Here is a 14,982-nt window from a genome sequence, read left to right as displayed (position 1 = left end):
GATGCCGCGAGCCGCCGTCGATCCCCATGGAGGCGACCCGCGGCATCCGTGCCTAGTGGCCCGCGTGCTCCGAGTGGAGCTGCCCGTGCGGCACCGCGAGTTCCCCCGGCGCGGTGCTCGCGAGTGCGGGCGTGGCGAGCGCGGCGGTGAGGAGCGCGCCCACGAGCATGCCCACCACCGACGGCCAGCGGTCGATCGCGCCGCGCGCATCGGTCGGCGCCTCGGACACGCGCAGCGGGGCGCGCAGCCGGAGCGCCGCCGCCACGGCGGGCACGACGAGGAAGGTGGACGCAGCCAGCAGCGGTCCGCCGGCGAGCCCGAGCGGCGGCAGCAGGCCGGCCGATGCGACGGCCGCGGCGGACACCAGCGCGAGCACGACCACGATCAGGGTCGTGCGCGGCAGCACCACGTGCCCCGCGCGAAGGGCGGCCACGCCCTGGCCGAGCGCGGCGATGCCGAGCCCGGCCAGGGCGATCCCCGTGCCGCCCCCTGCGCCGGCCGCGAGCGCCAGCAGCACCAGCCCCGCGCCGATCGCGGCGAGGGCGGGCCAGCTGCGCAGCGCCGCGGCGGCCGTCCGGGCGCGCGAGGGCGCGCCCGGAGTCGATGTGGTCGTGGTCGTCACGCGGTCGCCACCCGCGCGGTGCGGTCTGCGCCGACCCCCACGCCGATGAGCACGATCGCGCTGGCGAGGTGGAGGAAGTGGTCCGCGGTGTTCAGCGCGAGCACGTTGGCGGCGGTGCCGGCGAGGAAGAACCCGACGATGCCGAGCAGCAGGTACGCGGCGCCGACCGTGGTGTTGGTCGCCTTCGCGGCCGGCACGTTCGCGAGGCCGGCGATGAGCAGGGCCGCCCCGATCAGCACGTGGGCGATGTTGTGGAGCGGGTTCACCTCGAAGATGCCGAGCAGCAGCCCGCCCTCGGTGGCGAAGAGCCCGACGCCGCCGGTGACGGCGAACCCGAGCAGTCCGACGAGCACGTAGACGGCGCCGAAGACGGTGCCGACGAGTCGGTTGGGTGACGTACGCATGAGCAGTGCCTCCTTCTTCCGCATCCCGGCGTGCCCGGGTGCGTCGGGGATTCGGCGCGCGGGCCCCGGTGGATTGGATCGGTTCGCGTCGAACACGGTGGCGCGCACGTCTGCGCGCCGTCGTGCGCAGGCGGGGGCCGCCGGGCTGCGCGGCCCTCCGGGTGCACACCGAGAAACGGACCGCATCGTCCCTCCCGGCTGGGGTTCCGATCGCGGATGTGATCGGATGGACGGGCGTGCCATCGACCGGGTTCCCTCCCGCACGGCCGGCTCTCAGGTGGTGGCCACGCGTCCCGGGTTAGAATCCCGCAAGAGCGGGTCTGAGGGGGCTTGGTGGCTGTTCGTTCGAAGTGGATGCGTACCGTCGCGGCATCTGTCGCGACGGTCGCGGTGCTGCTCACCGCAGGGTGCACGGGTGCGCGGGGTGCGGCGGAGTCGCCGTTCGACCAGGTGGATGCGGCCATCGGGGGTCCGGTCGCCGAGGAGCTCGAGGCCGCGCTGACCGAGGCGATGGAGCGATCCGGCTCGAGCGGGGCGATCGCGGGGGTCTGGGCGCCGTGGGCCGGGGGATGGACCGCGGCGATCGGCACCACCACGCGCGACGGCGACACGCCCGTGACGACCGACATGTCGTTCCGCGCCGGCCTGATCACGACCGGCATGGCCTGCACGGTGCTGCTCCGGCTCGTCGACGAGGGGAAGGTCCAGCTCAACCAGCAGGTGGGCCCGGTCGTGAAGGTGCCGGGCCTCGAGGGCATCACGTTCGCACAGCTGTGCCAGCAGACCTCCGGCCTGGGCGACTACTACGAACCGCTGCGCCGGTACCTCATCGAGAATCCCGGGCGGGAGTGGCCGGCGATGGAGCTGCTCGCGAGCGGGCTCGCCCGCGACCGGGCCGGCGAGCCGGGCGAGAAGTGGGCGTACTCCCGCACGGCGACCGTGCTGCTCGGCATCGCGCTCGAGGAGCTCACGCACACCGACTTCGCCGACCTCGTGGCCCGGTACGTCAGCGGCCCGCTCGAGCTCGGCGGCACCGCGCTGCCCGCGGCCTCCGACCTCGACCTGCCCGGCGCGCACGCGGCCGGGCTCGTGGCACCGCGCGGCGCCGAGTCGAAGTGCACCGAAGCGGTCGACGTGAGCAACCTGTCGTCGTCGGCGGGATTCGCGTCGTTCGGCGTGATCTCCGACCTGGAGGACCTGCGCGTGTGGTCGCGGGCGCTCGCCACGTCGTCCCTGCTCTCCGAGCAGTCGGCCTCGGCGCAGTGGGCGACGGTGCCGCGCGGGTCCGACGCCGAGTCGTGGGTCTCGTACGGCCTCGGTGCCGACGAGTACGGGCCGATGCGCGGCGTCGCATCCGAGATCCCCGGCTCGCTGACCGCCGCGTACGCCGATCCCGACACCGGGCTCACGGTCGTGATCGCGCTGAACAACTCCACCTCGGGCACCGAGTTCGTGCGCTCCGCGGCGCTGATGCTCGCGTCGATCGGGTCGAAGGCCGACGCCGCCGATGGCCGCGAGATGCCGCTGGTCGAGCTGCCGTGGTCGGCCGAGCAGATGCAGGCCGCCATGAGCGAGCGCGGCGTCTGCGAGCCCGCCGCCGCGGAGGAGTCGGCCGACGAGGGCTGAGCCCCTGCCCGCGGATCCGAGCCGCTCGGCGCGGCCCGGGTTGGGGCTGGCACCGAGGCGTCCGCTTGACCGACGGGTGTAGAACTGAGTCGTCCGAACGAGGGGAACGGGCGACATGACCATCGACTACAGCGGCGTCGCGGCGACGACGGACCCGGTGCGCACGAGCGAGCGGCTGCTCCGCATGCGACGGCGGCTGCGCGACCTGCACGACAAGCGCACCGAGGGCTCGCTGATGCTCGCGACCTGGAACATCCGCGACTTCGACGGCAACCGCTTCGGATGGGGACCGCGCCTGCCCGAGACCTTCTACTACCTCGCCGAGCTGTGCTCGTGCTTCGACCTCATCGCCGTGCAGGAGGTGAACGACGACCTCGCACCGCTCGAACGGCTCGTCGCGATCCTCGGGCCGGGCGAATGGGACTGGCTCGTCACCGACGTGACCGAGGGTCGTGCGGGCAACGGCGAGCGCATGGCCTTCCTGTACCGGCGGTCGCGCGTGACGTTCCGGCACATCGCCGGGGAGATCGTGCTGCCCGACGGGCAGCTGATCGTCGGGGCGAAGCAGATCGAGGCGGCGGAGCAGGCGGCCGAGGCCGCCGCGGCAGCAGCTGCGGCCGGGGAGCAGGCGGCCGAGCCGCCGGAGCCCGAGCGGCGCCAGCAGTTCGCACGCAGCCCGTTCCTCGTGGCGTTCCAGGCCGGGTGGTTCAAGTTCAGCCTGTGCACGGTGCACATCTACTACGGCGACGAGTCCGGCGCGCAGCTGCAGCACCGCGTGAACGAGATCGCGGGCCTCGTCGACTTCTTCGCCGACCGCCAGGACGACGAGGCGCGCGAGCGGAAGCGCCGCGCGGAAGCGGCGGGCGCCGCCGGGCACGACACCCGGCTCGATGTCGAGAACTACATCCTGCTCGGCGACTTCAACGTCGTCTCGCCCGAGCACCGCACCATGGACGCGCTCGAGCGCCGGGGCTTCGTGGTGCCCGAGCAGATCCGCGGCGACGCGATCACCGACCGCGACCACTTCTACGACCAGATCGCGGTGCGCACGAAGGACGAGCGCTTCCGGGTGCTCGAGGGCGGCGTGGTCGACATGTTCGCCGACGTCTTCGGCGACGACGACCAGCCGGTGTGGGGCGCCGACGTCACCCGCCGCGACGGGGACTCGGACGACCCCGACGAGGTACGGTCGCGCTACCAGCAGTGGCGCACCTGGCAGCTCTCCGACCACAGCCCGCTCTGGATCCGCATCGACACCGACTTCGCCGACGAGTACCTGGAGTCGGTGGGCGCCGGCGGCTGAGGCGGGTCGCTGCGCGTCAGGCGAGTACGCGGTCGAGGTATCGGCCGGCGGACTCGACGTCGTGCCCGCCCGCGCGGAACGCCACGTACCCGTCGGGGCGCAGCAGGTAGACCGCGCCGCCGCGCGAGCGGCCGAACGCGCCGCTGCTGCCCGGCCGGCGCACGCCGTCGACCACCCGGTGCACGACGACCGGGTCGGGGTGCAGGGCGAGCGGATGCCTCCGGGCGACCGCGCTCGCCGCGGCGCGTGCGCTCGCCGGGGCGTCGCCGACGAGCAGCAGGCGGAACCGGGCAGGGTCGAGCAGCCGGTGCAGCGAGACCGGTTCGCCGCCCACCACGACGGGCAGGTCGGGGACGCGCTCACCAGGCCGGGGCCCGCCGGTGATGGGCGCGCCGGCCGTTCCGCCGAGGGGACCGTCGGGGTAGCCGATCAGGAGCTCCGACACCGCGCGGAACGCCAGGCGGCGGAGCGGCCGCAGGCGGGTCACGACCGGGCCGACACGGCCCACGACGCGCGAGCGGAGGAACCCCGCCACGGGAGCCTGCGACGTGGCCGCACCGAACGCGCGGCCGGTGGCCTCGAGCACGGCGCGGGCCACCGGCATCCGCTCGGCCGCATAGGAGTCGAGCAGGGCGGTGCCGGATGCCCCGTGGTGCACGAGCCCGAGCTTCCAGGCGAGGTTCACGGCGTCCTGGATGCCCGTGTTCATGCCCTGGCCGCCCGCCGGCGTGTGGATGTGCGCGGCGTCGCCGGCGAGGAACACGCGCCCCGAGCGGAACGACTCCGCCTCGCGGTTGGCGATCGAGAAGTCGGTCAACCAGACCGGGTCGCGCAGCACCAGCGGTTCGTCCGAGTAGGTGGCGATCACGCGCTGCAGGGTGTCGAGCGTGACCCCGCCCGCGTCGACGCCGCCGGGGATCAGGGTGAGCATGCGCCAGGTCGCGGGGTGCTCGAGCGGGAAGAAGAACGCGAGCCCGTCCTCGGCGAGGAACAGGTGGGCGCGGCCTCGCGCGAGCCCGTCGACCTCGAGGTCGGCCAGGGCGAACGCCTGCGGGAAGGGGCTGCCGGTGAACGGGATGCCCGTCGCCTGGCGGACGGCGCTGCGCGACCCGTCGCATCCGATCACCCAGCTCGCCCGCACGGTCTCGTCGCCGCCCGGGGTGCGGAGGGTCGCCGCGACCACGTCGCCCGTCTCGCGCAGGCCGGTGAGGGTGGTCTCGCGTTCGATCGCGACGCCGAGCGCGTCGAGACGCTCGAGCAGCAGGCGCTCGGTGTCGCCCTGCGCGAGGAACAGGATGAACGGGTACCGGGTGAGCGACGGGCCCGCCTCGAAGATGCCGATCGGGCCGCCGCCCGCGGGGGAGTGCAGCTCGAACATGACGTTCGGGTTCCCCGCGCCGACGAGCGCGTCGGCCGCGCCGAACGCGTCGAGCACCTCGAGCGTGCGCGCCTGCACGGCGAGGGCGCGCGACTCGTGCACGTGGTCGGGTGCGCGGTCGACGATGCGGAACGGCACGCCCGCGGCGTGCAGCGCGAGTGCGGCGGCGAGGCCCGTGGGGCCGGCGCCGACGATCAGCACGGCGGTGTCGGCGGGAGCATCCGTGTCGGCGGCGACCATGCCGCCAGACTACGATGCGGTGCCGACCTCCGTCGGGAGTTCCCGGAGCGACCGGAACAGGCGGACGACGTAGACGACGCCGCCCGCGAGCACGACCAGTGCTCCGGCCCGCCAGATCCAGAGCAGCACGGACACGAGCACGCCCCCCGCGGTGCCGGTGCCGGTGCCGACGTCTTCGACGCGCAGGCCGAGCACCAGCGCGAGCGTCACGATGCCGAGCGCCACGGTGGCGACGAGGGAGATCCAGAAGAGCCGGGGCGGCGACACGCGGGCGAGCGCCCACACGACGCCGAACATCGCGAGGCCGCCGAGCAGTGCGAGCCCGCCCTCGAGCGGGTCGATCAGGCCGACCGCGAGCGCCGGGGTCGCGATCACGGCCAGGACGATCGCGACGATGCGACGGGTGCGCATGGCGGCTCCTCTCATGGCGTTGCCACCAGTGTCTCCGGCGCGTTCCGGGCGCCGGGGGACGAACGGCCCACGGACCTGCACTGCACCATCTCGGGCGGGAAGGCAACCCCCGGCGGCGACGCCGCGGCGCGTCGTAGGGTGAGAGTTCTCGCCGGCTGGGGCGCGAGGGAAGGGGCGTGCGGTGGGCGGATCGGGGTCGGGGCGCTGGGCGAGGTTCCACGAGCGGTTCATCGTCGAGGTGCGGTACCTGCCGGCGGGAGGGCGACTGGGTCTGCTCGTCACCGCGGCGGTGCTCGTCGTCGTCGGCGTCGCAGGGTTCCTCGCGGTGCTCGACTCGGTGCGCGAGTCCGACGACCTCTCGGCGATCGACGCCCCCGTGGAGGCCTGGCTCGACTCCGGTCGCGACCAGTGGCTGACGACGTTCATGATCGTGCTGGCATACGTCTTCGGACCCGTCGCGATGCCGATCGTGATCCTCGTCACGACGGTGGCGTGGGGCCTGCTCGCGAAGCACGCCTGGCGGCCGCTGCTCCTCGCGGGCGGCATGATCCTCGGCGTGATCATCGTGCAGGTGCTCGCGCCGATCATCGGCCGCGACCGGCCGCCCGCGGAGGACATGGTGCTCGAGTTCGACCCGACGTCGTCGTTCCCCTCGGGGCACGTGATGGGCGTCGCCGACTTCCTCTTCATCGGCACCTACCTCGTGTTCTCGCGCCACCGTCGGCCGCTCATCACGGCGCTGGCGTTCGCGGCCGCGACCTTCGTGGTGCTCCTCACCGCGGCGTGCCGCATCTACCTCGGCTACCACTGGGCGACCGACGCCCTCGCGTCGATCCTGCTGTCGCTCGTCGTGCTCGGCATCGTGATCGCGGTCGACACGTTCCGCACGGTGCGCATCGGCTCCCCCGAGCAGGTCGCCGAGGCCGACCGTCGCCCCGAGGCCTGGGGGCGCGATGGCGACGGGTGACGGTGGGAGCGGATCGCACGCGCCGGCACCGGTCCGCGTCGGCCGCCACCCGTGGCTGATCACCGGCCTCCTCGCGTTGGCCGCCGTGGCGCTCCTCGGCATCGTCATCGTGCTCGCCGAGGCGCGCGAGCCGTTCGGGTTCGAGGTCGGCCTCATGTCCGCGCTCGCCGGGGCGCGCACGCCCGCCATCACGCAGGTCGCGCTGGTGCTCGACGTCCTCGGCAGCGGACTGCTGTCGAACGTGGTGTTCCCGATCCTCATCGGCGTGGCGCTGCTCGTCTGGCGCCGCCCGTGGGCCGCGCTCTACTTCGGGATCGCGGTGCTCGCGAGCTCCGGCGTGACCCGGCTCGTGAAGGTGCTCGTCGGCCGGGTCCGCCCCGAGGACATCCTCGTCCAGCCCGACTTCGGCTCCTTCCCCTCCGGGCACAGCTCGGCCGCCGCGATCATCGCGACCGCGCTCGGGCTGGTGTTCCTGCGCACCTGGGTGTGGGTCGCCGGCGTCACCTGGACGGTGCTGATGATGCTCAGCCGCATGTACCTCGGCGCGCACTGGCTGAGCGACACGATCGGCGGCGCGCTCGTCGGCGCGGGGGTCGCCCTCGTCGTGTGGGCGCCGTTCGCGGAGCGACTGTACCGGGAGGACCGGATGCCGCATCCGCCCGTCTGGCGCCCCGTCGGCGCGCGCGGGGAGTGACGCCTCGGGCTACGCGTCGACCGCCGACCCGCGCAGGATCGACGTCATCTTCTTGCCGCGGGCGACCTCGTCGACGAGCTTGTCCATGTAGCGGATCTGCTGCATGAGCGGGTCGTCGATCTCCTCGACGCGCATGCCGCAGATCACGCCCGTGATCTGGTCGACGTTCGGGTGCATGCGCGGCGCGTCGGCGAAGAACGTGCGCAGGTCGACCTCGTCGTCGATGGCGCGCTCGAGGCCCGCCTCGTCGTAGCCGGTCAGCCAGGTGATCACCTGGTCGACCTCGGCCTTCGTGTGCGCCTTGCGCTCGACCTTCTGCACGTAGAGCGGGTAGATGCTCGCGAAGCTCATCCGGAAGATACGGTGCTCGGCCATGGTGCTCCTTCGTGGCGGTACTGCATCGATGGTCGCATGGTCCTGCGACGGACGTGAACAGCGAGTCGCGCGGCCGCACGGCGGTCGCTTCAGGCGCCCTGGTGCACCAGTAGGCCCGCGCCGATGAGCTCACCGATGTTGCGACCGACCACCGCGCGCGCGTCGATGCCCTCCGGAGCTTCGCCGAGGCCGTCGGACACGCGCTCGACGAGCGCGTCGAGGTCCAGGCCGGCGGCCGAATTCCACAGGATCGCGGCGAGGTCGTTGAGGCGGGTGATCCTCGAGCCGTGGAGGATGAGCACCTCGTCGCCGATGCGGAGGGCATCGGAATAGGGTGCCCGGTGGTATCCCTCGCGCGTGGGCGTACCCGGGTACGGCTCGACGTCCTCCAGCGTCGGCGTCGGGGGCGGTGCGATCGCGAGGATCTCGGCGATCCGATCGAGGACGCTCTCCGACTCGCGATACGACACCCTGCGCACGCCGCCGGTGCGGACGACGAGCTCGCAGATCGAGCGCAGGGGTCGTGGCATCCGCCCGAAGTAGCTCATGTGCGCGGCGACGGCGGGCACTGCCTCGGCGAGTGGGACCACGTGCACCTCAGCGGCGGGCGCGTCGTCGCGCCGGTCGAGCAGCACCAAGGCCGCAAGTGCCAGCCCAGCGTTCGGTGCGATGCGCATCCCGAGGTCGGCGGCGGCCCGTTGGGTCTTGATCTGCGGTGCCCGGCCGATCGAGAGCGGCTTCTGGTACGGAGCGACTGCACCGTCGCGGTCGACGCAGAGCGTCTCGTCGGTGACGTACCCGTAGCGTCGCGCAAGCGTCGAAACGAGGGTGGTCTTGCCCATGCCCGACCTGCCGATGAAGCCGATGACGCCGCCGTCGTCGAGCGCAACCGCACTCGAATGGAACAGGAGTCGGTCGCCTGCCCGTGCCTCGAGCGCGCCGAGCGTCACGTCAGTGGCAACCCGCGCGGCCAGTTCCGTCGTCGCTCCGACCAGCCAGCGTGCGGGTCGGGTGACGACCGTCTGCACCGCGTCGCCGGTGCCGGGCCTCACCCCGTAGTAGAGCCGAACCTCCGGGTCGCGTCCCGACACGAGTGCGTGCCGCCATTGGCTCCGCAACTCTCGGGTCGATGCATCGGGAACACTGTCGTCGACATCGACGCGGACCGGGACGCCGAACGCCTCCACGTCGAAGTAGGCTGCCATCGTCCGAGCATAGCCAGCTGACGTGGACGAACCTGCGCAGGCGGGCTCCTGTGAACTCCGAGGAACGACGGGGTAACATCTCTATCACAGCGCCACCCGAACTGGGGGCAAAACCCCGCGACGCACAGGGTGTTTTCCGCTAGCATGACGCTGTGATGTGCTACTCGTGGGAGAGGCGAGGGGCGCTCACTTAGCCCGCATACCTACCCGAACCCACAGCGTCAGAAAGAGAGCACCATGAGCGAGCTCGAGCCCGACCAGCCGACCGGCATCACCCGACGCACCGTCGCCAAGTCGATGGCGTGGGCAGTGCCCGCGGTCGCCGTCGCAACCGCAGTCCCCGCCCACGCGGGCGCCAGCACCGACTTCGTCAGCTTCACCGGCAACGCCTGCAAGGAGCCCGGCGGCGGCACGACCAAGTTCTACTACTTCGAGTTCAAGATCACCAACAACGAGCCGACAGCGAAGGTGGTTGCAGCGCTCAGCCTGGAGGTCAACGGAGTTGTGGGCACTGTCTTCACTCCGAACATTGCGAACGTGGACCCGTACACGGAGTGCATCGTGACGATCCTGTCGGGCGAGTTCCCCGACAGCGGCAACGGCACCGCGTACCTGACCTACTCGGTCAATGGCGTCACGCAGCCCGTGATCAACAGCATCAGCGCGATCGACCCCGACGACCTGAACAACCTGCCTCCGATCGACAACGCGCAGCAGTGCAACACGACCTACCCGCAGTACGAGTGCTACGAGCTCAACTGATCATGCCGGCGGCCTGATGGCCGTCACGCGTGACCAGTCCGCAGCGCCGGGGCCTTCGGGCCCCGGCGCTGCGGCGTTCTCGTGACGCGGGACCCGGCCGACGATGCGAGGGGCCACGCCGCTCCCGTCGCTGGGATCAGTCGGTCGAGCGCTCGAACGCCGGACGCTCGTCGTGCAGGCTCTCGTAGACGTCGCCGATGAAGCGCCGGATGCTGGCGAACCCGGACTCCGGCCCCCCGGCGAGCAGCCCGTCCGCACCGAACAGGACGGCGGTCGGCACGCCCCAGTCGGCGATGGAGGCGCGCACGTTGCCGCCCGGGTCGTGCAGCGACTGCGGATGCTCGGCCTCGGTCAGTCCGCTCGACTCGGGCTCCTGGGTCACGAGGAGCCGGATCTCGAGCTCGGGCAGCAGTTCGCGCCATTCGAGCACGTGCTCCAGCACGGGCGTGCAGCCGCCGCACGTCTCGGACACCGCGAGCAGCAGGATCGGCCGCTGCATCGAGAGCCTGCGCAGGTTCGCCGCTCGTCCGTTGCCGAGCGTGACGGGGATCGACGGCGTCCGGGCGCGGAGGTAGTCGAGGTCGTCGGTGCCGGATGCCGGCGCGGCCGGGACGGTCGTGTCCGTCTCGCTCGTCGCCGCCGGTCGCCAGGCGATGATCGCTGCGGTGAACGCGGCCGCCGCGAGTGCCATGAGCCAGGCCCAGTCCGCGACCCCGGTCGCCAGTGCGCCGCCGAGCGTCGGCGTCGTCCAGATCGTTGCCGTCGCCGCGGTGGAGAGCACGAGGAGCCACACGTTGCGCACCACGGTCGCGCCGCTGACGGGCGCTGGTGCGCCGAAGCAGGCGCATGAGGGATCGGTCCCGGCGTCTCGGGCGCGCTTCCATGTGGATGCCACGAGGAACGTGTAGACGGCCATCAGCGCCGCAGCGACGAGTGCCGCCAGGAGCCCGAGCGCACCGCCGAGCAGTGCCAGGGCGACCCCGAGGACGAGCTCGCCCCACGGATGCGCCCGGAGGAGCCAGGAGCGACGAAGTGCGGCGGGGACGCCCAGCTCGGCCCATCCGGCGAGATCGTCCGGGTGGCGCAGCTTCCCGACGGCGCTGGCCACCAGCACCGCGGCGAGGATCAGGGCGGGGATGGCGCTGAGGGTGGTCGGCACGATGCGATCCTACTGACCGACCGCACCGGTTGGAGCCGATGACGGGAATCGAACCCGCGCTGTCTGCTTGGGAAGCAGAAGTTCTACCATTGAACTACATCGGCACGTGGCATCCGCAGGCCGGTGGAGCGGCTCGCGGATGCGACGCAGTCATCCTAGCAACGGGTTGGACCCGTGACGTCATCGGGCCCCGCGCGAGCGGTCCGGCCCGGGGCATCCGACACTAGGCTGACACCGTGCTGCTCTCCGATCGCGACATCCGGGCCGAGCTCGACGCCGGCCGCATCGGCCTCGACCCGTACGAGCCGGCCATGATCCAGCCGTCGTCGATCGACGTGCGCCTCGACCGCTACTTCCGGCTGTTCGACAACCACAAGTACCCCTTCATCGACCCGGCTGCGGACCAGCCCGACCTCACCCACCTCGTCGAGGTCGACGCCGACGAGCCGTTCATTCTGCACCCGGGGGAGTTCGTGCTCGGTTCGACGTTCGAGGCCGTGCGCCTTCCCGACGACGTCGCCGCCCGCCTCGAGGGCAAGAGCTCGCTCGGCCGCCTCGGCCTGCTCACGCACTCGACCGCCGGCTTCATCGACCCGGGCTTCGGCGGGCACGTGACGCTCGAGCTGTCGAACGTCGCGACGCTGCCGATCAAGCTCTGGCCCGGCATGAAGATCGGCCAGCTCTGCTTCTTCCGCCTCTCGTCGCCGAGCGAGCGGCCCTACGGCTCGGCCGAGTACGCCAACCGCTACCAGGGGCAGCGAGGGCCGACCGCGTCGCGCTCCTTCCAGCACTTCCACCGCACGGACGTCACCGTGACCGAGGCGGGATCGGTCGGGGGATGACCGATCCGGCGGCGGCCGGCGCGTCCGCGTCGCGGCCGCGGGTCGTGCTCGCACACGACTACCTCGTGCAGTCGGGCGGGGCCGAGCGGGTCGTCGCCGGGTGGGCCCAGGCGTTCCGTCCGGAGCGGCTCGTCACGCTCGCGTACCGGCCCGAGACGACGTTCGATGCGTTCGATGCGTTCGACGTGCGCGCCTCCATCCCGCGCTCCCTCGCCGGGCAGGTCGAGCGGATGCTCCCGGCGCTGCCGGCGATCGCCGCGCGCACGCGGGTCTCGGGCGGCGACGTCGCACTCGCCTCGAGCAGCGGCTGGGCGCACCGCTTCGCGTACGACCTGCCGCACGTCGTGTACGTGCACAGTCCCGCCCGCTGGCTGTACGCGGCAGAGGACTACCGGATGCGCCTGAGCCGCGTGCGTCGCGCGGGGCTCACGGTGAGCACGCCGATCCTGCGGCGAGGCGACGTGGACGCGATGCGCCGGGCCGATGCGATCGTCGCGAACTCGGCCGTGACGCGCGACCGCATCCGCGTCGCCTACGGGGTGGACGCCGAGGTGGTGCATCCGCCCGTCTCGCCCGTCGCCGCCGAGGCGGTCGCGCCGTCCCGGAGCCTGCCGGAGGAGTTCGCCGTCGTCGTCGCACGCGACCGCGGCTACAAGAACGTGCGGCTGGCCGTGGAGGCGGCCCGTGCGGCGGGACTCGAGATCGTGGTGGTCGGCGCCGGGTCTGCGGAACTGGATGCCCCGGAGGAGGGCGTGCACGGCCTGGGGCGCGTGAGCGACGCCGAGCTCTGCTGGACGTACCGCAACGCGCAGGTCGTCGTCGGCGCGGCCCGCGAGGACTTCGGGCTGACCGTGCTGGAGGCGGCGCTCGAGGGGACGCCCGCAGCCACGATCGCCGAGGGCGGGTACCTCGAGACGGTGTCGCCGGGGGTCAGCGGCGCGCACGCGGCATCCGCGTCCGTCGAGGATCTGGCGCGGGCGATCCGGGACGCGCGGGACGCGGAGTCCGGCGCCTGTCGGCGCTGGGCGGCGCGTTTCACCCTCGACCGCCACGCCGAACGACTTGCCGCCCTGCTCGAGCGGGCCGCGAGCGGTTCGCTCGACCGTTAGTATTGCGCGCAGCCGTGCGGAGAACCCGAGGGGCGTGAAGCGGAGGAGGACGATGCCGCGTTCGGAAGGTGCTCCCGGCCTGAGCGGGCAGATCCGGGTGCTGCTCTCGCTGGCCGGCGCCAGTGGCAGCCGGTGGCTCCTCGGCACCATCGGCGTCTCGATCGTGCTCGCGGGCCTGGACACGCTGGGCGTCGCCGCGATGGTGCCGCTCACCCAGCTGGCCACCGGCGGCAGCACCGACAGCGGCACGCTCGGAGCGATCTCCTCGTTCCTCGGCACGAGCGATCCCGCGCAGCTCATCCCGATCGTCGCCGCGTTCGTCGCCCTGGTCTTCATCGCCAAGAGCGTCGGGGCCATCTTCTTCCGCTGGTGGCTGCTCGGACGCACCACGCGCGTCGCCGCGCTCACCTCGGCCGAGCTCGCCCGTCGGTACATGCTGTCGCCCTACTCCGCGCACCGCTCCCGCAAGATGAGCGAGATCTACCGCAGCATCGGCGAGGCGAGCACGCAGGCGGCGAGCGTGCTGCTCGCCCTCGTGACGATCGGCACCGACCTCCTCGTCCTCGTCGCGATCACGGCCGTGCTCGCGGTGGCGTCGCCGATCGTGACCGTATTCGCGGTCGTGCTGTTCGGTGCGCTCGTCTACGGTTCGCAGGTGCTGCTCAAGCGCACCCAGCACCGCCTCGGCGAGGAGTTCGCCGAGGCGAGCCTGCAGGGCTGGCAGTACCTGCTCCCCGGGCTCGACGGCTTCCGCGAGGCACGCCTGACGTCGAGCTCCGGCTCGTTCGTCGAGGGCTTCCGCGACGCGAAGCTGCGTCAGGCCCGCGCCGCGCGTCTCGTGGGCATCGTGTCCGACGCGCCCAGGTACCTGCTCGAGATCGGCTTCGTGCTCGCCATCCTCGGCATCTCGGCGATCCTGTTCGCCACCGGTACGCCCGAGCACGCCATCACCGTGCTGGGCGTGTTCGCCGCCGCCTCGCTGCGCGCGATCCCCACGATGACCCGCATCTCCGCGAGCATCTCGACGGTGCGGATCGGCCGGGCGGGCCTGCGCATCCTCAACGAGGCCGTGGCCGACCTCGACCGGCAGCAGAGCCACGACGAGCGGCGCCTCACCACGCACCGATACGCCGGCGACATCGTCCTGCGCGACGTGGGCTTCCACTACCCCGACTCCGACCAGCGGGTGGTGACGGGCCTCGACCTCCGCATCGAGGAGAACCGCACCACGGCCTTCGTCGGTTCGAGCGGTGCGGGCAAGAGCACGCTCGTCGACCTCGTGCTCGGCCTGCTGCGGCCGACCGAGGGGTCGATCGAATGCGGTGGTCGCTCCATCGCCGACGACCCGGCCGCCTGGTACGACGAGCTCGGGGTCGTGCCGCAGGACGTCTTCCTGCTGAACGACACCCTCGCCGCGAACATCGCGTTCGGCGTGCCCGCGGCCGACATCGACCGCACGCGCATCGACGAGGTGCTGGCGATGGCGCAGCTCGGAGCGCTCGTCGCCGACCTGCCGGAGGGTCTGGACACCGTCGTGGGCGAGCGCGGCGTGCGACTCTCGGGCGGCCAGCGGCAGCGGATCGGGCTCGCTCGCGCGCTGTACCGCCGGCCCCGGGTGCTCGTGCTCGACGAGGCGACGTCCGCGCTCGACAACGTCACCGAGTACGAGATCTCGTCGACGCTCGGCCGGCTGCAGGGCAGCATGACGATCCTCATCGTCGCCCACCGGCTCTCGACAGTGCGTCGTGCCGACAGGCTGGTCTTCTTGAAGCAGGGCGGCATCGAGGCATCCGGCACCTTCGACCAGCTCAGGACCGCCAGCGCAGACTTCGCCAGACTCGTCGAGCTCGGCGACCTGAGCTGATCCAAGCGGGGGATGCGCTCG

The 14,982-nt window shown here is 72.3% G+C and carries 15 protein-coding genes and 1 tRNA gene; 8 read left to right on the top strand and 8 right to left on the bottom strand.

Going from position 1 to position 14,982, the window contains the following annotated elements; translation table 11 throughout:
* Positions 1-52 precede the first annotated feature (52 nt).
* Positions 53-622 (bottom strand): hypothetical protein, encoded by a 570-nt coding sequence (locus ABZK10_RS04805; protein ID WP_353808054.1) that lies wholly within the window; start codon positions 620-622, stop codon positions 53-55.
* Positions 619-1,026 (bottom strand): DUF4383 domain-containing protein, encoded by a 408-nt coding sequence (locus ABZK10_RS04800; protein WP_353808053.1) that lies wholly within the window; start codon positions 1,024-1,026, stop codon positions 619-621. The genes ABZK10_RS04805 and ABZK10_RS04800 overlap by 4 nt, the downstream gene beginning before the upstream one ends.
* A 333-nt stretch (positions 1,027-1,359) precedes the next feature.
* On the opposite strand from ABZK10_RS04800, the gene ABZK10_RS04795 reads away from it, so the two are divergent.
* Together ABZK10_RS04795 and ABZK10_RS04790 are read left to right on the top strand one after the other, a co-directional pair.
* Positions 1,360-2,652 carry a serine hydrolase domain-containing protein gene (locus ABZK10_RS04795; RefSeq protein WP_353808052.1) on the top strand — a complete coding sequence of 431 codons (1,293 nt, stop codon included), beginning with the start codon at positions 1,360-1,362 and terminating at the stop codon, positions 2,650-2,652.
* Between the two features lie 115 nt (positions 2,653-2,767).
* Positions 2,768-3,955, top strand: a complete 1,188-nt coding sequence (locus ABZK10_RS04790; protein WP_353808051.1) for an endonuclease/exonuclease/phosphatase family protein — start codon at positions 2,768-2,770, stop codon at positions 3,953-3,955.
* A 16-nt stretch (positions 3,956-3,971) separates the two neighbouring features.
* Here the strand turns inward: ABZK10_RS04790 and ABZK10_RS04785 are convergent, their stop codons facing one another.
* Entirely contained in the window at positions 3,972-5,573 is a 1,602-nt protein-coding gene (locus ABZK10_RS04785) for an FAD-dependent monooxygenase (RefSeq protein ID WP_353808050.1), read from the bottom strand.
* A gap of 9 nt (positions 5,574-5,582) precedes the next feature.
* A complete protein-coding gene (locus ABZK10_RS04780; RefSeq protein WP_353808049.1) occupies positions 5,583-5,984 on the bottom strand; it encodes a hypothetical protein in 402 nt (133 codons plus the stop codon).
* 181 nt (positions 5,985-6,165) lie between these two features.
* Here ABZK10_RS04780 and ABZK10_RS04775 point away from each other — a divergent pair, with 181 nt between their 5' ends.
* Complete coding sequence (locus tag ABZK10_RS04775) at positions 6,166-6,951, top strand: phosphatase PAP2 family protein (RefSeq protein ID WP_353808048.1); 786 nt, start codon at positions 6,166-6,168, stop codon at positions 6,949-6,951.
* On the top strand, positions 6,938-7,645 hold the full coding sequence (locus ABZK10_RS04770) for a phosphatase PAP2 family protein (protein WP_353808047.1): 708 nt from the start codon (positions 6,938-6,940) through the stop codon (positions 7,643-7,645). The genes ABZK10_RS04775 and ABZK10_RS04770 overlap by 14 nt, the downstream gene beginning before the upstream one ends.
* Positions 7,646-7,654: 9 nt before the next feature.
* Here ABZK10_RS04770 and ABZK10_RS04765 read toward each other — a convergent pair whose 3' ends face one another.
* The gene (locus ABZK10_RS04765) at positions 7,655-8,020 is read right to left on the bottom strand and encodes a DUF2200 domain-containing protein (RefSeq protein WP_353808046.1); all 366 of its coding nucleotides are present in this window, start codon (positions 8,018-8,020) and stop codon (positions 7,655-7,657) included.
* A gap of 89 nt (positions 8,021-8,109) precedes the next feature.
* On the bottom strand, positions 8,110-9,225 hold the full coding sequence (locus tag ABZK10_RS04760; RefSeq protein ID WP_353808045.1) for an ATP-binding protein: 1,116 nt from the start codon (positions 9,223-9,225) through the stop codon (positions 8,110-8,112).
* Positions 9,226-9,462: 237 nt separating this feature from the next.
* Here ABZK10_RS04760 and ABZK10_RS04755 point away from each other — a divergent pair, with 237 nt between their 5' ends.
* Complete coding sequence (locus ABZK10_RS04755; protein ID WP_353808044.1) at positions 9,463-9,987, top strand: hypothetical protein; 525 nt, start codon at positions 9,463-9,465, stop codon at positions 9,985-9,987.
* Between the two features lie 136 nt (positions 9,988-10,123).
* Here the strand turns inward: ABZK10_RS04755 and ABZK10_RS04750 are convergent, their stop codons facing one another.
* Positions 10,124-11,146: a MauE/DoxX family redox-associated membrane protein gene (locus ABZK10_RS04750; protein ID WP_353808043.1), complete on the bottom strand. Its 1,023-nt coding sequence runs from the start codon at positions 11,144-11,146 to the stop codon at positions 10,124-10,126.
* A gap of 30 nt (positions 11,147-11,176) precedes the next feature.
* Positions 11,177-11,250, bottom strand: a tRNA-Gly gene (locus ABZK10_RS04745).
* A 132-nt stretch (positions 11,251-11,382) separates the two neighbouring features.
* On the opposite strand from ABZK10_RS04745, the gene dcd reads away from it, so the two are divergent.
* The 3 genes from dcd to ABZK10_RS04730 are packed head-to-tail and all read left to right on the top strand — an operon-like array spanning position 11,383 to position 14,961.
* On the top strand, positions 11,383-11,988 hold the full coding sequence (gene dcd, locus ABZK10_RS04740; protein ID WP_353808042.1) for a dCTP deaminase: 606 nt from the start codon (positions 11,383-11,385) through the stop codon (positions 11,986-11,988).
* Entirely contained in the window at positions 11,985-13,097 is a 1,113-nt protein-coding gene (locus ABZK10_RS04735; protein WP_353808041.1) for a glycosyltransferase, read from the top strand. Before dcd ends, ABZK10_RS04735 begins: the two co-directional genes overlap by 4 nt.
* 52 nt (positions 13,098-13,149) lie before the next feature.
* On the top strand, positions 13,150-14,961 hold the full coding sequence (locus ABZK10_RS04730) for an ABC transporter ATP-binding protein (RefSeq protein ID WP_353808040.1): 1,812 nt from the start codon (positions 13,150-13,152) through the stop codon (positions 14,959-14,961).
* The last annotated feature ends 21 nt before the right edge of the window (positions 14,962-14,982 follow it).

It is taken from the genome of Agromyces sp. SYSU T00194, assembly GCF_040496035.1.
Lineage (GTDB): Bacteria > Actinomycetota > Actinomycetes > Actinomycetales > Microbacteriaceae > Agromyces > Agromyces chitinivorans.
The sequence above is the reverse complement of the archived record's forward strand: the minus strand, read 5'-3'. Positions and strand labels throughout refer to the sequence as shown.

Excerpts from the sequence above, each read along its gene's own strand:
- ABZK10_RS04800 (WP_353808053.1), bottom strand. The coding sequence starts at position 1,026 with ATGCGTACGTCACCCAACCGACTCGTCGGCACCGTCTTCGGCGCCGTC.
- ABZK10_RS04790 (WP_353808051.1), top strand. The coding sequence starts at position 2,768 with ATGACCATCGACTACAGCGGCGTCGCGGCGACGACGGACCCGGTGCGC.
- ABZK10_RS04785 (WP_353808050.1), bottom strand. The coding sequence starts at position 5,573 with ATGGTCGCCGCCGACACGGATGCTCCCGCCGACACCGCCGTGCTGATC.
- ABZK10_RS04780 (WP_353808049.1), bottom strand. The coding sequence starts at position 5,984 with ATGCGCACCCGTCGCATCGTCGCGATCGTCCTGGCCGTGATCGCGACC.
- ABZK10_RS04770 (WP_353808047.1), top strand. The coding sequence starts at position 6,938 with ATGGCGACGGGTGACGGTGGGAGCGGATCGCACGCGCCGGCACCGGTC.
- ABZK10_RS04765 (WP_353808046.1), bottom strand. The coding sequence starts at position 8,020 with ATGGCCGAGCACCGTATCTTCCGGATGAGCTTCGCGAGCATCTACCCG.
- ABZK10_RS04760 (WP_353808045.1), bottom strand. The coding sequence starts at position 9,225 with ATGGCAGCCTACTTCGACGTGGAGGCGTTCGGCGTCCCGGTCCGCGTC.
- ABZK10_RS04755 (WP_353808044.1), top strand. The coding sequence starts at position 9,463 with ATGAGCGAGCTCGAGCCCGACCAGCCGACCGGCATCACCCGACGCACC.
- ABZK10_RS04735 (WP_353808041.1), top strand. The coding sequence starts at position 11,985 with ATGACCGATCCGGCGGCGGCCGGCGCGTCCGCGTCGCGGCCGCGGGTC.
- ABZK10_RS04730 (WP_353808040.1), top strand. The coding sequence starts at position 13,150 with ATGCCGCGTTCGGAAGGTGCTCCCGGCCTGAGCGGGCAGATCCGGGTG.